At 69.2% G+C, this 14,823-nt stretch carries 14 protein-coding genes and 1 pseudogene; 1 reads left to right on the top strand and 14 read right to left on the bottom strand.

Annotated features, from left to right (window positions below; all coding sequences use genetic code 11):
- The 7 genes and pseudogenes from NYP07_RS20235 to NYP07_RS20205 form a co-directional block, all read right to left on the bottom strand.
- The gene (locus tag NYP07_RS20235; protein ID WP_268153546.1) at nt 1-450 is read right to left on the bottom strand and encodes a helix-turn-helix domain-containing protein; all 450 of its coding nucleotides are present in this window, start codon (nt 448-450) and stop codon (nt 1-3) included.
- The gene (locus NYP07_RS20230; RefSeq protein WP_268153545.1) at nt 447-1,328 is read right to left on the bottom strand and encodes a replication endonuclease; all 882 of its coding nucleotides are present in this window, start codon (nt 1,326-1,328) and stop codon (nt 447-449) included. Before NYP07_RS20230 ends, NYP07_RS20235 begins: the two co-directional genes overlap by 4 nt.
- A gap of 73 nt (nt 1,329-1,401) precedes the next feature.
- Nucleotides 1,402-2,109: pseudogene (locus NYP07_RS24170) on the bottom strand (replication endonuclease); the annotation flags it as partial.
- 216 nt (nt 2,110-2,325) lie between these two features.
- Nucleotides 2,326-2,652, bottom strand: a complete 327-nt coding sequence (locus tag NYP07_RS20220) for a hypothetical protein (protein WP_268153543.1) — start codon at nt 2,650-2,652, stop codon at nt 2,326-2,328.
- A gap of 69 nt (nt 2,653-2,721) precedes the next feature.
- Nucleotides 2,722-2,865 carry a hypothetical protein gene (locus NYP07_RS20215; protein ID WP_268153542.1) on the bottom strand — a complete coding sequence of 48 codons (144 nt, stop codon included), beginning with the start codon at nt 2,863-2,865 and terminating at the stop codon, nt 2,722-2,724.
- A gap of 5 nt (nt 2,866-2,870) precedes the next feature.
- Entirely contained in the window at nt 2,871-3,497 is a 627-nt protein-coding gene (locus tag NYP07_RS20210) for a helix-turn-helix domain-containing protein (protein WP_268153541.1), read from the bottom strand.
- A gap of 105 nt (nt 3,498-3,602) precedes the next feature.
- Nucleotides 3,603-4,109, bottom strand: a complete 507-nt coding sequence (locus NYP07_RS20205) for a helix-turn-helix domain-containing protein (RefSeq protein WP_268153540.1) — start codon at nt 4,107-4,109, stop codon at nt 3,603-3,605.
- A gap of 310 nt (nt 4,110-4,419) precedes the next feature.
- Here NYP07_RS20205 and NYP07_RS20200 point away from each other — a divergent pair, with 310 nt between their 5' ends.
- On the top strand, nt 4,420-4,935 hold the full coding sequence (locus NYP07_RS20200; protein WP_268153539.1) for a hypothetical protein: 516 nt from the start codon (nt 4,420-4,422) through the stop codon (nt 4,933-4,935).
- Nucleotides 4,936-5,096: 161 nt separating this feature from the next.
- On the opposite strand, the gene NYP07_RS20195 is transcribed toward NYP07_RS20200, so the two are convergent.
- From NYP07_RS20195 to NYP07_RS20165, 7 genes are all read right to left on the bottom strand, one after another.
- Nucleotides 5,097-5,726, bottom strand: coding sequence for a hypothetical protein (locus NYP07_RS20195; RefSeq protein WP_268153538.1), 630 nt, complete (start codon nt 5,724-5,726; stop codon nt 5,097-5,099).
- A 2-nt stretch (nt 5,727-5,728) separates the two neighbouring features.
- Nucleotides 5,729-7,408 (bottom strand): putative porin, encoded by a 1,680-nt coding sequence (locus NYP07_RS20190; protein ID WP_268153537.1) that lies wholly within the window; start codon nt 7,406-7,408, stop codon nt 5,729-5,731.
- Between the two features lie 14 nt (nt 7,409-7,422).
- Nucleotides 7,423-8,088 carry a TonB C-terminal domain-containing protein gene (locus NYP07_RS20185; protein ID WP_268153536.1) on the bottom strand — a complete coding sequence of 222 codons (666 nt, stop codon included), beginning with the start codon at nt 8,086-8,088 and terminating at the stop codon, nt 7,423-7,425.
- A 2-nt stretch (nt 8,089-8,090) separates the two neighbouring features.
- Complete coding sequence (locus tag NYP07_RS20180) at nt 8,091-8,492, bottom strand: ExbD/TolR family protein (protein ID WP_268153535.1); 402 nt, start codon at nt 8,490-8,492, stop codon at nt 8,091-8,093.
- A 638-nt stretch (nt 8,493-9,130) separates the two neighbouring features.
- Nucleotides 9,131-9,544, bottom strand: coding sequence for an ExbD/TolR family protein (locus NYP07_RS20175; protein ID WP_268153534.1), 414 nt, complete (start codon nt 9,542-9,544; stop codon nt 9,131-9,133).
- Between the two features lie 8 nt (nt 9,545-9,552).
- Nucleotides 9,553-11,247, bottom strand: coding sequence for a DUF2341 domain-containing protein (locus tag NYP07_RS20170; protein WP_268153533.1), 1,695 nt, complete (start codon nt 11,245-11,247; stop codon nt 9,553-9,555).
- 19 nt (nt 11,248-11,266) lie between these two features.
- Nucleotides 11,267-14,254 (bottom strand): filamentous haemagglutinin family protein, encoded by a 2,988-nt coding sequence (locus tag NYP07_RS20165; RefSeq protein ID WP_268153532.1) that lies wholly within the window; start codon nt 14,252-14,254, stop codon nt 11,267-11,269.
- Between the last annotated feature and the right edge of the window lie 569 nt (nt 14,255-14,823).

Here is a 14,823-nt window from a genome sequence, read left to right as displayed (position 1 = left end):
TCAGTTGGCCCGGGTCAACCGGGCCGGTTTGACTGGTTCTTCCGTGGTCGCCAGCGGTTGCCCCGCGTGGGCGACGACGGTTGATTGAGGTGCGCCGGCAGGCGCTCCGGGGGCAGGGTCATTGGCCGAGCCGAATTCGCCGATCTGCCCGAGTCGGGCGAGCTTGGCGTTAGCCGCGTCGAGTTCCGTCCGCAGCGCCGATGCGTACCCGAAATACAGCCTGGCGTCGTTCACAGCCTGGCAGTTCACGGCGCTCCGGCCCCAGCGGGTGGCAAAGAACAGGGCCAGCATCACGGGCTTGGGTGCTCGGCCCAAGCTGCGCCAGCGCTCGACGGTGCGCTCATGCACGCCCATCGCCCTGGCGATTGCCCGCGCCGACGGGTTTCCGAGGTCTTCCAGCATGACGGCCATGGCCGGCGTACTACGCGGCAAGAAGTGCAGATAGCTCATCGCGGCGCCTCCGCTGCAGTCGCGGTTCTTGCGTGATCTGCTCGCCGCGCTACGCTGCGCGCCGGCTGATCTCCAATGGCCACGTCCTGCACCGGGTAGCGGTGCCCGGTGCGGGACACTTCTTCTGCCTCGCCGGCATCCCCCCACACATCCATCCCCTCGGGCAGTGCGTCCGGGAAAAGGCCTTTGAAATCAAGGCCTGCGGAGTTATTGATTCGAGTCCAAGAGGGGCAAAGCCCCTCGCTTGCGCTCACCCCGGCCGCGCTCGTGGCACTGGTTTTGGGGCGCGGCTCGATGCGCCAGGTGTCGCAGCGCGTCGTGATCTGCAGCGACCCGCCGAGGTCGCCGCCGTCGATGCGCAGGCCCTGCACCGCCTTGGTGGTCTCGGTGGTCTCGCCGCGATAGCGGGTGCTGGGGCGCTGGCTGTACTCCAAGGCCAGGCGCAGGCCGTGGGCTTCGGTGGTTGCCAGCCAGGCGGCGTAGTCGTTGGCTTTGCAGGCCGCGTGCAGCACGGGCAGCGCCTCGCCCGGCAGCGTCTCGCCGGCCACGCGGAAGAACTCGCGCACGGGCGTGATGGGCGGCACGCCGAAGAACTGGAACTGCCGGATGTTCCAGACGCGCGCCCAGGCGACCTGCCGGACTGCGGCGCTCTTGCCGCCTTCGTTGGTCTCGGTGTCGCGGTCCACGCCGTGGCCGTCGATGCTCTTGGAGACGTACTTTGCGACGTAGCCCGCCGCGCTGCCCTTGGCCGGGTCGATGCGCTCGACGGTGAAGCGCCGTTGCTGGGCGCCGCTCTCGTTCGGGCTGTCTCGCAGCGCGTAGTCCCGCACGAGCGCGATGAACGCTTCGGCCTGGTCGGCTGCGATGAAGGCCAGCATGTGCCAGTGGGGGGCAGGCGTCGTGATGAGGCTCCACCACGCGCAGCCCGTAGGCGTGCAGGCCCTGGTGGGCCGCGGCGCGCAGTGCACGGCCCCACACGCGGCACAGGTAGCGATGAGCGCGGGTCGGGAACCAGCGACCGTCATAGACGGGGTTCGGCGCGCCCGTCTTCCGCAGCCGCGGGTGCATGCGGCTCGGACAGGTGAGGGTGAGGAACAGGCCGACGTGGCCGCGGGCGGTGGCGCTGGTCTCGATGCCCTTGATCCGCGCCATGAGGGCGCTGCGGCGGTGGGCCGGGTTGGCAAGGCTGGCTTCCACCAGCTCGGGCATGGGCACTGCCTCGCCGGTGGTCTGGTTGACGGCTTCCAGCGCGGCCATCTGCTCGGCCAGGCGCACGGCGTGGCGCTGGTGGCGGCGCAGGGCCTTGTCGGACACGTAGGGCGAGGCGTGGGCGTGCACGGCGCCGCGCTGGATGGCGGTCAGCTCTACCGCCTTGAAGCGATAGCGCAGCGCGCGGCGCCAGAAGCCGGCATCGCACATGCGGTTGACGCGCTCGGCCAGGCCGCGCTTGTCGGGCATACGGATGGCGTGGCGCTTGGCGATGGCGCGCAGGCTGCGCAGCACGGCCGCATCGGCGGTGCCGTTGCGCTCCCACAGATCGGCCAGGCGCCGCACGGCGGTGGCGGCCTTCTCGGCCTGGTCGCGAATGTCGGCGTCCGCGAGGTCGAAGCGTTCGGCCAAGCGCCAGAGGTTGGGCGGGGTTGTGGCGGGCGCGCTCATGCTGCGGCTCCGGCGAGGTCGGCAGCATCGGCGGCGCTCAGCAGGCCGGCCGCTACCTGCCGGGCCGCTGCCGTCGTGAGCTGGCAACGTGCGGAGACGCACTCGGCTGACAGGTTGACCCACACGGCGGGCTCGGGTGTCTCGCCTGGCTGATCGGCCTCGAAGCGGTAAACCCGCAGCTCGGCTGCGCCGAAGAGTGGTTGCACGCGCGCGGCTTCAGTGGGTGACATGGCGACCTCCCAGCGCGCTGGCGTAGTGGAAGGCGCGCACCTCGACACGCACGCCTGTGACGTCGATCAGGTCTTGCGCGAGGGCAGTTGCCTGGTCTTCTTCCAGGCGCATCGCGCCCTCGACGTTGGGGCAGGTCTTGAAGGCCGCCCGCAGTAGGTCCAGGGTGAGCAGGTAGGCCCGGTAGTCGGGCAGCCACAGCACACAGAGCATCGGCGGGAGCTTGTGGGTCTGCTTGCCGCTGATGGGCGCGGTGTGGAGGTGGGCGAGGAGGGGCGCAGCCCATGCGGCGGCGCGACCGTGGATCGTGTTCATGTGCTTTTCCAATGGCGTTGCGGCGAGGGCGGCGATTGCGGTGCGCCAGCCCCTGCCGATTGAGGTTGGCTACGGCCGGCGCTGTTGGCTCGGCTGGGGCGCGGGCGTCGCCTTGATCGCGGCGATCACGACGAGGCCGGCCAGTAGGCCGAGAACGAGCGCGGTGTTTCCCTTGCTGGCGAAGCCGGCGAGCATCGAGACGGGTGTTTGCATGGCGCTCACTCCACGTCGGCCAGGGCCGGCTCTTCGTCGATGACGTGCGCAACGCCCGTGGTCTTCACCCAGGACGCCAGGTAGTCACCGACGGTCTGCGCTTCGTCGCGAGTCGGCGCGACGAGATTGCGGCCCTGCAGGCAGCGGAAGCGCAGGTAGTTGGCCGCCAGGTGGCCGAACAGCTCGCGCACCTGGGTTTCGGTGTCGCCCGACAGGTCGCCGAAGACACTCGTTTGGATCGTCGCCTTCACGATCTCGCCGATGCGGTCGTCAGAGGCTTCCATGTCGGCCATGAGCTGGTCGATGACCTCGGGCGAGGTCTTGGCCGAGATCAGGAAGCCCATGCGCTCCAGGCCGCGCGCGGCGGTCGCCTCGGCGGTGGGCTGCTCGGTTCCCGCGTTGAAACGGGCTTCGATGTCGTCGAAGTTCAGGCCGAGGGCTTCGGCCCGCTCGACGTAGAACGCTCGCAGCGCCTGCACGTCGGCGACGTTGATGTCCAGGCCGCGGGCCTCCCACTGCTTGAGCTTGTAGCTCGGGAGGCCGGTGCCGTCGATGACATCGCGTTGAGAGAGGCCGAGCTGGCGCCGGGCCTGTTTGGAAAGCTCAGAGGTGAGCGAAGGTTTGTTGACCACATTTGCCTTTCAAAATCGGAAGAAAGAACCGATTCAGGGGTAATTGTGTCACCGGTTGATCTGTGTGTCAACCGAATTGGGTGGAATCTTGCGAAATGGGATGTGCTACGTAGGCCTTCGCGCTTCCTTGAGTCGCTGCTCGCGTTCTTGCTGGGCAAAGAACGCGAGGGTGGTGGAAAGCGGGGCGCCTCCCACGTTGGCGTCGTCCTTCGTGGATGCGACGAAAACGCGTAGGGCGTCGAGCAAGGCCTGCTCAACAGCCGAGACCCCACCGCTCATGACCTCGCCGTAGATCAACCAGTGCGGGGAAACCTCCAAGCTCTCGCAGAGCAGGCGTAGTTCCCGAGCGCCTGGTAACGCCTCGCCGGACTCATATCTCGAAATTGAAGGTGGTGACACTCCGCGTCCCTCCGGCACATCTACGAGCTTCGAGAGACGAGACAGGGCCTCGGCGCTGAGCTTGTAGTGATTCCTCGCCGTGTGAAGGCGCCTGCCTAGCATGGACTCAGGAGGCATCCCCGACGAGGCGGGCATCGATGGCGGGTTGAACTTGGTGTTCTCCGGCGCGGCCGAGGTGGCATCACCGCCTTGCGGCTGAGGGGTATCGATCATGGATAGCCTGAAGGGTTCCAGCGATTCTAGGTTTGCTGCCCCACCGACAGGTCGCACCCTGGTGGCTATCGAAGCGCCCGGCCTTCGGCCTCTCCTGGGGGCAAGCCCCCAGCCCCCAATGCGAGTCTTGAGGGATTGGTGCGCGGCGCCGTCTCCCGTCCGCTGCGCGCCGCACGTGCGCGCCTACACATGCACCCTGAATCGGTCTGCTCGGGGTTTCTACAATTCGACGTTGCATCTACAACGCGCCCGCCCGCTAATGTCTTTGCCTGCCGACTTGGTCGAAGCGCTCTCTGTAGCCCCGGGCTCAGTGAAGCTCTTCGTCGCCACATCACAGAACCCTGACGTGGAAGGCGCGATGCGCAATTTGTCGGAGTTGGCGTCAAGAATGGAGCACGCGCGAAAGGCCGGTTGCTGGATCGAGGCGATATCGCTTCGCCTGCAATACCAGGACATGTGGCTCCGGACCTACTTCGAGAACAGTGGCCCCAAGGAAGAGCGTCAGCGCGAGTTCGGCCGCCTGCTGCGCCAGTGCTTCGAGCAAGGGCTGCATAAGGCGCTTTACGACCGCCTCGCTAGGTTCAACAAGGCACGCATCCAGGCCATCCATGGGTTCATGGTTGGTTCGATTGCCTATGGTGATTTGCAGACTGTCGTGACCGACTCGGACGGCCTATCGGAGGATCTTGCTGAATTCGTCTTACTGAACTCAGGTCAGGTTGTCACTCTTCAGGATTTGGAAGGGCGCCACGCCAATCGAGGCGATCAGATATTCCACTTGCCGAGCTGCATAGAGCACCTTCGAGGCCGTGGGCCGATGCTCTGAATCATCACGGCGGCTAGACGCGTTCGCCGAGTGTCAACACGATGCGTTTCCGGGAGAAATTGCGCGCCCCCGCAACCAAATCCAGAAACCCGCCGAGTAGCTGCTACTCGGCGGGTTTTGTCATTTCGGCGGTGCGTCACCGCTCTGGGTATTGCGGCCGCTCAGCGGTTGGCAACCCGCTGCGCCGCGAGTTCCGCGCGCAGCTTCTCGGCCTGGTCTTCGAAGCGCACGGCGGTCAGGCCGAGCACGGGGTCCTGCTGCAGGGCCGTGTCCAGTCGGGAGCGGCCGATGTAGAGCTGCGTCAGCTCCTGGCCCAGCGCGTAGAGCTTGTGGTTCTTGGCCTCGGCGTCGGACAGGGCCTGGGTGCTGCGTTCCAGCAGCTGGGACAGGGCCTGGTTGGCCTGCTGGCGCGAGGCGCTTTCCTGGTGGGCGGCGAGCAGTTGCCGCTGCAGCGCCTGTTCGCGCTCGGCGGCCTGGGCCTCGCCCTGTTGCTGGGCCTCCCTGGCGGCCTGCAGCTGGGCGCGCAGCGCATCCACCTCGGCCTCGCGGGCCTTGAGGCGGGCCGCGCTGCCGGCGGTCTGGGCCTTGGCGGCGGCGGCGTCCTTGTGCGCCGTGGCCGCATCGGCCTCGGCCTTGGCCTTGTCGGCCTGCAGCGTGGACTGCTGCTCCTGCGCGGCGCGCAGCGCGGCCTGGGCGCGGCGCAGCGCCTCGCGCTCCTTGGAGGGCTTGGCGTCTTCGGCATGGGCCGTGAGGCTCGCGACGACGAGCAGGGCTAGGGCGAGGCGCTTCATCGTCAGAACCTCGCGTTCAGGTCGAGCTGGAAGACCTCGATCTTCAGCGGCGCGCTGCTGAGGTTGCCGCTGACCGAGGTCGGGTCGCCAGGCGCAGCCAGGAAGCGCACGCCGTCGTCGAGGTTGCGGGTACTGGTCCAGCGGCCGCTGACCCAGAAGTTGCGATCCAGGCCGTAGCTGCCGCCCAGGCTCCAGCCCTTGTAGTTGGTGCCGCCCAGATGCCAGGTCGTGTCGGTGAAGCCGTCGATCCAGGCGTCGCGCTGCACCAGGCGGAAGGCGGCGAAGGCCTGCCACTCGCCGTGGCGGGTCAGCTTCGGGCTGCCGATCTGCAGACGGCCCTGCACCGCGTTGGTCTTCTCGGCAATTGCCTGCTCGGGATGGCTGGGATCCCTGAAGGAGATGCCGGCGCGCTTTTCGATGTCGGCGATGTCGAAGCCGGTGTTCTTGATGAGGTCCAGCGTCATGCCGACGGGCACGGGCAGCACGCCGTCGAGCTGCAGGCCCAGCGTCAGGTTGATGGGACGGAACTTGGACGCCAGGCCCCAGGTCGGCGCGGCCGCGCTGGTGGGGTCGTTGATGTTGATCAGCGTGTTGCCCTTCAGCCGCAGGCCGCTCGAATACTGCGACGCGAAGTAGTTCGTCGCGCCGGCACGCGGGCCGCTGGGCGGCGGGTCGGTCTCGCGCCGGCCTTCCATGTGGCGGAAGTCGTAGGCCGCCAGGCCCAGCTTGAACTGCACGCCGCGGGCGAGGTCGATCTCGCCGCCGACCTGGGCGCCGATCAGCCACTTGTCCTTGGTGCTCAGCTGCAGTTCCTCCAGCGGGAAGATGCCGGCCGTCGCGAACAGCGAGCGCTCGGGCTTGAACTGGTGGCTGAGCCTGGCGGCCACGCCGTCGAAGGCGAGGTCCTCGGGCCAGGCCAGGTCGGTGCCGTGGAAGGGGTTGGGCATGCGGCCGAAGTCGGCGGACAGGCCCTTGCCGAGCACGTCGGGCTGCCAGCGGATGTAGGCCCGGTCCAGGCCCAGCGTGTAGCGGTTGAAGTCGTTGCCCAGCGTCTGCGACGTGGACGTGGCGCTGCTGCCCGTGCTGCCGGTCGCGATGCGCAGCCCGGCCTGCACCTGGTCGCTGAGTTTGGCGTCGACCTCCAGCCGGCCGCGCAGCGTCAGGCGCTGGCGGTCGGTCGTCGTGTTCACCAGGTCGGGCGACCAGGCCGGCGAGGCCGTCTGCGCGCGATAGACCTCGGCCAGCACATTGGCCTTGTCGAAGAACTCGCTCTGGGCGCGCACGCGCAGGTCGCCGCCGACCTTGACGCGGTCTATCCACTCGGGCAGCGCATCGGGCTGGCCCCAGCGCTCGCCCTTGGCCTGGGCCAGCACCTCGGCCTTGATCTCGTCGCGCATCTGCTGGCGCACGGTCTCGGGCACATAGGGAATGCGCAGCACCTTGGGCGCCGCGGCATCCGCCTGCGGCTGAGGGGCCGGCGCCGCGGCACTGGCCTGGGCCTGCTTCAGGATGGCTTCGGCCTTGTCGCGCGTCAGCAGGCCCTGGGAGACCAGGGCGTCGATCAGGGCCTGGGTCGTCGCGCGCAGGCGGGCGAGTTCCTCCCTGTCCGAGGCCGGCGCGTTCTGGGCCTGGGCGGAGGTCGCGATGAGGCTGGCGAGCAGCAGCGTGAGGATGGGTTTCATGGGGTGGGAGAAAGTCAGGCTTGGGGCCGCACGCTGAGGCGGAAGCGCAGGGGTTGGGAGAGGGCCAGCGCCGGCGGCGGCGGCAGCTTGAGCTGGCGACGGGTTTCGTCGAGGGCGGCGCGCAGCGCGCTGTCGTTGCCGTCGTTGCCGCTGGGGCTGAGTTCGAAGCGCTGGATGACGCCGTCGCGGTCCAGCCAGATCGCGAAGGTCGCGGTCAGCTGCTCGGCATCGGAGCGCAGATGCTTTTCGATCTCGCTCTGCAGCAGCTGGCGGGCCGTGTTGGCATAGAAGCGCTCCTGCGCACGGTCGGAGGCCGTGCCGGCCGGGCCGCCGGTACCGGGCGTGCCGCCGGCGTAGTCCTTGCTCACGCTGCCCGCGGCGAAGGCGCTCGGGCCGTCGCCGGCCGCGCCTTCCATCTTGAGCGCCTCGGTGACCTTGGGCGCCTCGACCTGCTTGAGCTGTTCCTCGCGGATGACCTGCTTGGGCTCTTCCTTGGGCGGTTCGGGCTTCTTCTCCTCCTTGGGCGGAGGGGGCGGGGGCGGCGTGTCGGGCAGGATGGAAATCTTGGCGACCTGGCGCTTGGGCGCCGTGGCCTTCATGTGGGTGACGCCCCACCACGCGGCCAGGGCCAGCAGCACGAAGCCGACGGTGGCGAGGAGCTTGAGGTGCAGCGGCTTCATCGTCAGTTGCCGATCCGGCTCGTCACGAGGCCCATATTGACCTGTAGCCGGTTGCACAGGTCGATGACGGCGACGACGCTGGCGTACTGCGTGCGCGCATCGCCCTTGATGGCGACGGACATCTGCGCGTCGCGTTGCTTGGCTGCGTTCAGTTGCGTTTCCAGCTCTGGGAGGCTGACGCCCACGCCATTGAGCAGCACGCCGCCGTCGGGCATGACCTGCACGATCTTCAGATCGTGCTTCTCGGTGCTGGGCTTGTTGCTCGGCTTGGGCATCGTGATGTTGAGGCCCTGGACGGAGGCGGTGGTCATCAGGATGAAGACGACGAGCAGCACGTAGGCGAGGTCGAGCATCGGCGTCACGTTGATGGTGTCGTAGGGTTTGGCGTCCTGGTTGACTTGCATGGTTCAGGCGCTCCGCTTGGGTTGCTTGGGCTGCTTTGGCTTGGTGGCCAGGCCCATGCCGGGACGTCGCCCCGGCGGGCGACCTTCTTTTTGAGCGACCAGAAAGAAGGCAAAAAGTCGCCCCCGAACCGCCCGGCCCTTTGCTTCGCAGCGGGCTGCCCTGCGGTACTCAAGCCTTGAGGCCTCGCGCAGAACTCGCTTCGCTACGCTGCGCTCAGACAACTGCGCGAAGTCAGATGTTGAAGCGCGCTGCGCGCGCGGCCTCAAGGCTTTCCGTTCCTCGGCGGGCTCAAAGGGGGAGTGAAGGAACAGCCGGCGCCAGCCGGCTTTCGGGTTTGGCTGTTGGTTGTTCGGCTGTTCGGGGGCTCCCCTTCTAAACCGCCGAGAAGCGCAGGAACCCGGGGCGCGTGCGCAGCACGCTTCAACACCTGACTTCGCGCCCCTTTGTTTGAACGGAGCGTAGCGAAGTGAGTTGGGCGCGGCCCCGGGTTCCGAGCATCGCAGGGAACCCCGCAGGGGCGGTTTTGCAGGGGCCGCTCTTTGCCTACTTTCTGGCGGGCCAGAAAGTAGGTCGCCCGCGGGGGCGAAATCCCCGCTGGGCCTTGCCAGAAAGACAAAGCAGCGACGAGCACAACAACTCATTCCGCCACCGCCCTCTTCGTCACCAACCCAATCTCGGTGATGTCCAGCTTCTTCGCCACCTCCAGCACCTGCATCACCTTCTCGTACTGCGCACTTGCGTCCGCCTTCAGCACGACGGGCAAGGCCGGGTTGGCCGACTTGTACTGGGCCAGCGAGTTGCGCAGCTGGTCCATGTCCACCGGATAGGCGTCCAGGTAGACGCCGCCATCCGCGGTGATCGTGATCGCGCGGGTCTGCGGCCTGGCGAGGTTGTTGGCCGCCTGGGTCTCGGGCGACTTCACCTTCACGCCCTGCACCGACGCGGTCGTCAGGATGATGAAGGTCACCAGCAGCACATAGGCGAGGTCCAGCATCGGCGTGATGTTGATGTCGTCATAGGGCTGGTTCTCGCCCTTGATGTCGGCGGCCATGCTCTACCTCACCGGGCTCCGTACAGCTCTGCAACGCGAGTGATGAACTCGTCGATGAAGATCTGCATGTCCGACGTCGCGTTCTTGATCTGCGAGGCCAGGTAGTTGTAGCCAAACAGCGCGGGGATCGCGACGCCCAGGCCCGCCACCGTCGCGAGCAGCGCCGCCGCGATGCCCGGCGCGATGGCGTTGACGTTCACGTCGCCCGCCGCCGCGATGGCCGCGAAGGTGATCATCACGCCCACCACCGTGCCCAGCAGCCCGAGGAAGGGGCCGCCCGAGATCGCGATGGTCAGCAGCACCATGCCGGAATTGAGTTGCGCGTTCTCGCGCACATAGTCGGCGTCGACCGAGGCCTTCACGGCGTCCAGCGACGCGCCGGACAGCGGCGCGCTGCCGGCCTCGCCGACCTTGCGCTTGGCCAGCTCGCGCACGCCGGCCTGGTAGAGGCGGTAGATCGGCGACGCGGGGTGGGGCGCGTGCTGCTCCAGCTTCAGCAGCTCGTCGCTGGCCTCGCGGAAGCGCTGCACGAAGCTGCGGTTGGCCTTGGCCACCTTGTTGACCAGCAGGCCCTTGGCCACCATCACCCAGGCCGCGATGGCGAACATCACGGCCAGGACCAGGATCACGGCCCAGGCATCGGGCGTCAGGTTCTTGATGAGGATGCCCATATAGCCGTGGCTTTCGCCCTCGGCCTCGGCGCTGTCCCTGGCCTCGCGCACGGAGGCCACCAGCTTGCTCTCGGCGCCCTGGGCGCCGGCGGCCACCGCGATCCAGTCGGCGCTGCGCAGCGCGGCGGCCACCTGCACCTCGTCCATCAGGCCGCGCGCGCCTTCGCCCAGGCGCAGGCTGCTGCCGAGCGCCGGCGTGGCCAGGTCGCCCTGCGCCACCTGGGCGCCGTTGACGAACAGCGTGGCCTTGCCCAGGCCCAGCCGCAGCGCGACCTGCGTCCAGCGTGCCACGGCCACATCGCCACCCGACACCTCGGCCTTGTCCGCGCGGGCGACGAGCTTGCCGCCGTTCAGACTCAGCGTCAGCCCGCCCCAGTTCAGCAGCGTCGCGCGCTGCACGTCGTCGAGCTTGACCCACAGGCTCGCCGTCAGCTGGTTGCCGGCGTCCACCACGGGCTTGTCGGACAGCGCGTAGACGACGGGCTCGCCGGTCAGCCTGGCGCTCGCGGCCAACAGGCCGTTGGGCTCGGTCACCAGCGTGCCCTGCGGCTTCACGGCGCCGAGCTGGTCGCCGCCGGCCGGCTTGTCGCTGAAGTGCAGCGCGATGACCGTTGCCGCATCGAAGCCGCTCGCATCGCCCTCCGCCGCCGCCTTGGCATTGCCGCCGTAGACGTAGAACTGGTTCTTGTCCGTGCCCGGCAGCACGCTGGGCAGCTGCACCCACAGCACGGCCAGCTCGTTGACCGCGTCGAAGCGCTCGATGCTGAACTTCAGCGGCGTCTTGTCGTCGCCGGCGACGACGCGCAGGTCGCTGCCGTCCTCCTTGGCGGCCGTGAAGTCGAAGTTGCCGCTGTGCAGGCGCACGGCCACGGCCACGCCGCCGACGGCCTCCCTGGTCTCCAGCCCCTGGGCCGAGGTGTTCAACGTGATCTTCGCGCGCTCGCTCCAGTCGGCGTTCCACCAGGCATGGGCGCTGGTAGGCAGCAGGGCGGCGGCGCCGCTGAGGACGAGTGCGGTGAATGCTTTGCGCATGGTGTGGTCTTTCGAGAAATCAGGAGCTGCCGAAGCCGAGGAACTCCAGCAGCAGGTTGCGGCGACGGCGGCGCTTCTTCCTGTCGTCGTCGGCGGCATCGCCGCTGCCGGGGCCGGCACTGGTCTGCGCCTGAGGGATATTGGGTGGTACCGAGATGGCGGCCGGCGCGGCATCGACCTTGCCCCCGCCCGTCACCTTGCCGCCGACCTGGATGTCGATGGCGTTGACCACCCGCTCGGCCGCCAGGAAGGCATTGCCCTTGGAGCGGATGCCCGCCTCGCCGGCATTGATGTCGCCGGCCGGTGCGTAGAGGTCGAGGTCGCTGGCGGCGTTGAGGACCGCGATGCCGGACCCGCTGAACGAGCCCGACGTGTCGAAGACGAGCCGGCCCTGGTTGTCCAGGCGCAGGACCGGTGCGGGCGCGCCCACGACGGTCTTGGCGCCGCGGCCGGCGTCGATGCTGCCGGCCTCGGAGAACAGCAGCAGGTCGCCCTTGGCCAGCGTGAAGACGCGCGACTGGTTGACCGCGAAGTCGTCGCGCACCAGCGCCGAGATGTTGCCGCCGTTGACCGTGACGATGCCCAGCTGGCTCGGAGACCTCATGATGCCGCTCGCCACCACTTCGCCGGCGTTGGCGCCGCCGCCCGGGGCGACCAGCGTGATGTCGGCCTGCTGCACGGTCTTGATCTGGCTGGCCGGCAGCAGCAGGTCGCCGCCCGGGCGCTGCGGCAGGCCGTCCAGCGGGAAGACGGTGTTCACCGCCAGATAGCCGTTGGCATAGGCCAGCCAGCGCGCGTCGCCATCGAGGGCGGCAGCGGCACGGCCCGCGGTGCGCAGCTCGTTCACCAACTGGCGGTTCAGCCAGGGCGCCTGGCGCGCGAGCGGCAGGCCATCGAAGGCCGCCAGCGCATCGGCGTCGGAAAGCTGCGGCTGCGACGTCACCTGGCGGACGTAGTCGCCCAAGGCCTTGAGCTGCTGCGGCTGGGCCGCATCGAGCAGCACCTGCCGGCGGGTCGCCGCGGGCAGTGCGGCCAGGCGCGGCAGCAGCAGGGCCGTGACGGCGCCGGCCCGCTGCCCCGCGGGCAGGTTGGCGAAAGCCTGCGCGGCCTGCGCGACGCTGAGGTCGCTCCAGGCCGGCAGCGTGAGCTTGCCGACCGCCTTGGCATAGGCCGCAACCGCCGGGTCGCCCGCCGGCTTGCCCAGCAGGGCGGCGATGCGCAGGCCCTGGTCGACGGCGTCGGCGCGTGCGGGCAGGGCGCGGACATAGTTGCCGATGCCGGCCTCGTAGGCCGCGCTGCCGAGCAGGTTGCGCACCGCGTCGAGCTGGCCCGCCACCGGCAGCGCCGTGAAGCCTGCCGCGTCGCCCGAACCACCCACGGCCCGGTAGAGCGAGCCGAGCCGGCCTTGCCAGCCGCTCACGCCCAGCAGCTGGAAGCCCTGCAGTTCCGCGTTGCGGTAGTCGGCGTCGTCGGCCCGCAGCCCGGCCACCACGGTGATGTTGGCGCCCTGGCTGGGCAGCAGGGTGCTGTTGTTGACGCTGCCCGAGGCGACCACGCCGGACTTCGTGCCGGCGTCGAGCACGACGTCGCGGCCCGCCATCAGCACGAGGTCGCCGGGGCCGGCCACGTCGATGCTCAGATCCCTGATGTCGCGGCCGGCCTTGAGCAGCGACAACTCGCTCACCGGGGTCGGCGCGGCGGGGTTGTCGAGCCTGCGGTCCTGGTGCTGCACATTCATCGTGGCCGAACTGCCGCTGAAATTGATGTCCCGGCCAGCCTCGATGTCGACCGGGCGCGCTGACAAGAAGTTGCTCTTCAGGACAACATCGCCCTGCAGTGCGATCACGCGCACCGGATTGCGGTCGCTGGCGTCGAGCACTGGCGCAGTGGGGCCGGGTTGGAGGCCGGTACTCACGACATCGGACAGGCGGCTCGGCGCGCTATAGCCTTGGTAGGCATTGCTGATCGCCTGGAGATAGGCCGCGCGTGCGTAGGCGCCTGTGTCGAACGCAGGTCCCAGCGAGCCCACCGAGACGTTGGCGAGGGTGATGTTGTATTGAGCCAGCAGTACCGTGCGTGCGCCGCTGGTGGGGTTCTGCGTCAGCGGCTGTTCGACATTGATGCTGCCGTCTGCTGCAGTGATCTGCACCATGCCGGGCATTTGCAGATCGAGCGCGTCAGCACTCCCGTCGCGCCTGCCGGCCTCGGGGCGCAGTCGCACGTCGCCAGCCGCGCTGAGCATATGCAGCGAGGCGTTGGTATCCAGGCCACCGAGCACCAGGCGGCCCATCGTGTTCGAGCCGGTCCCCGTCGACGATGTCGCCAGCGCCGCGCTGCGCACCGCGCCGATGTCGATGTCCGCTGCCGCCCGGACCTGCACCTGGGTGCTGCCGTACAGCAATTGCAGTCGTGCATCTTCCGGGGTGACGCTGGCTGTCGTGTCGCTGCCGATGCGACGTCCCGAGCTCACATCCAGCTCACCTTGACTGGCGAACAGGCGCCCGGCCAGCACGTCGCGGCCGGCCTGCAGGCTGACGCTGCCGCCGCCAAGTGAGAAGGGGCGGGTGGTGGCCGTGACGGTCGACCCGTCGGGCAAGATGGGCACGCCTCGCCAGCCATTGCTCGCGGCCGACGCGTGCACCTGGATCGCGTCGCGGCCTGCATTGAGCGTGATGTCACCACCGCCGAAGGTGGCGATGCCCTGGCTGAAGAGGTCGTAGCGTGACCACCAGGCGACAGGAACCTTCCCCTGAACGCCGGCGCGCCACCACCATTGCGTGACGTCGCGCTGCGTCGTGCCGAGTGCGGCACCGCGCAGGTCGCGCCCGGCGCTCACCTCGACCCGGCCGCCCGCCTGCAGGAAGGGGCTGCGCCCAGCGACCTGCAGGTTCGCGTTGAGTGCGCTCAGCGTGATGCCCAGCTGCTGCGCCGGCAGCGGGTCGCTGAGGGGCGCCGGTGTGGGCGCTGGCGTCGGTGCGGGTGTGGGCGCAGGCGTCGGCGCTGGCATCGGAGTGGGTGCCGGGCTCGGCGATGGCGCGGTCCCGGTCGATCCGAGCGGAGGGGCCGGCGGCAAGGTCGTGCGCGTCGTGTCGTTGCCGTTTCCCGCGGACGGGGTGCTCGGCGCGGAAGCGTCGGCCGCCTTTGCTAAGGCGCCGGTGCCGGCCGGCCCCGCAGTCGGGGGCGCGGCGGGCGAAGGGGGGGGGAGGGTCGTGCGAGTGGTGCTGTTGCCGTTGCCGGCAGACGGTGCGGTTGGCGCTGGCGTTGGCGCGGGTGTCGGGGCTGCGGTCGGTGCCTGCGTGGGCGCCGGCGCGGCGACGGGCGGAGGGGGGGGCAGCGTCGTGCGGGTGGTGTCGTTGCCGTTTCCGGCCGATGGTGCGGTGGGAGCGGGCGTGGGCGCAGGCGTCGGGGCTGCGGTCGGTGCCGGCGTGGGCGCAGGCGTCGGGGCTGCGGTCGGTGCCGGCGTGGGCGCCGGGGTCGGTGCGGCCGTGGGGGCCGGTGTGGGCGCAGGCGTCGGGGCTGCGGTCGGTGCCGGTGTGGGAGCCGGGGTCGGTGCGGCCGTGGGGGCCGGTGTGGGCG

The sequence above is a fragment of the Pelomonas aquatica genome, assembly GCF_026712205.1.
GTDB lineage: Bacteria > Pseudomonadota > Gammaproteobacteria > Burkholderiales > Burkholderiaceae_C > Pelomonas > Pelomonas aquatica.
The sequence above is the reverse complement of the archived record's forward strand: the minus strand, read 5'-3'. Positions and strand labels throughout refer to the sequence as shown.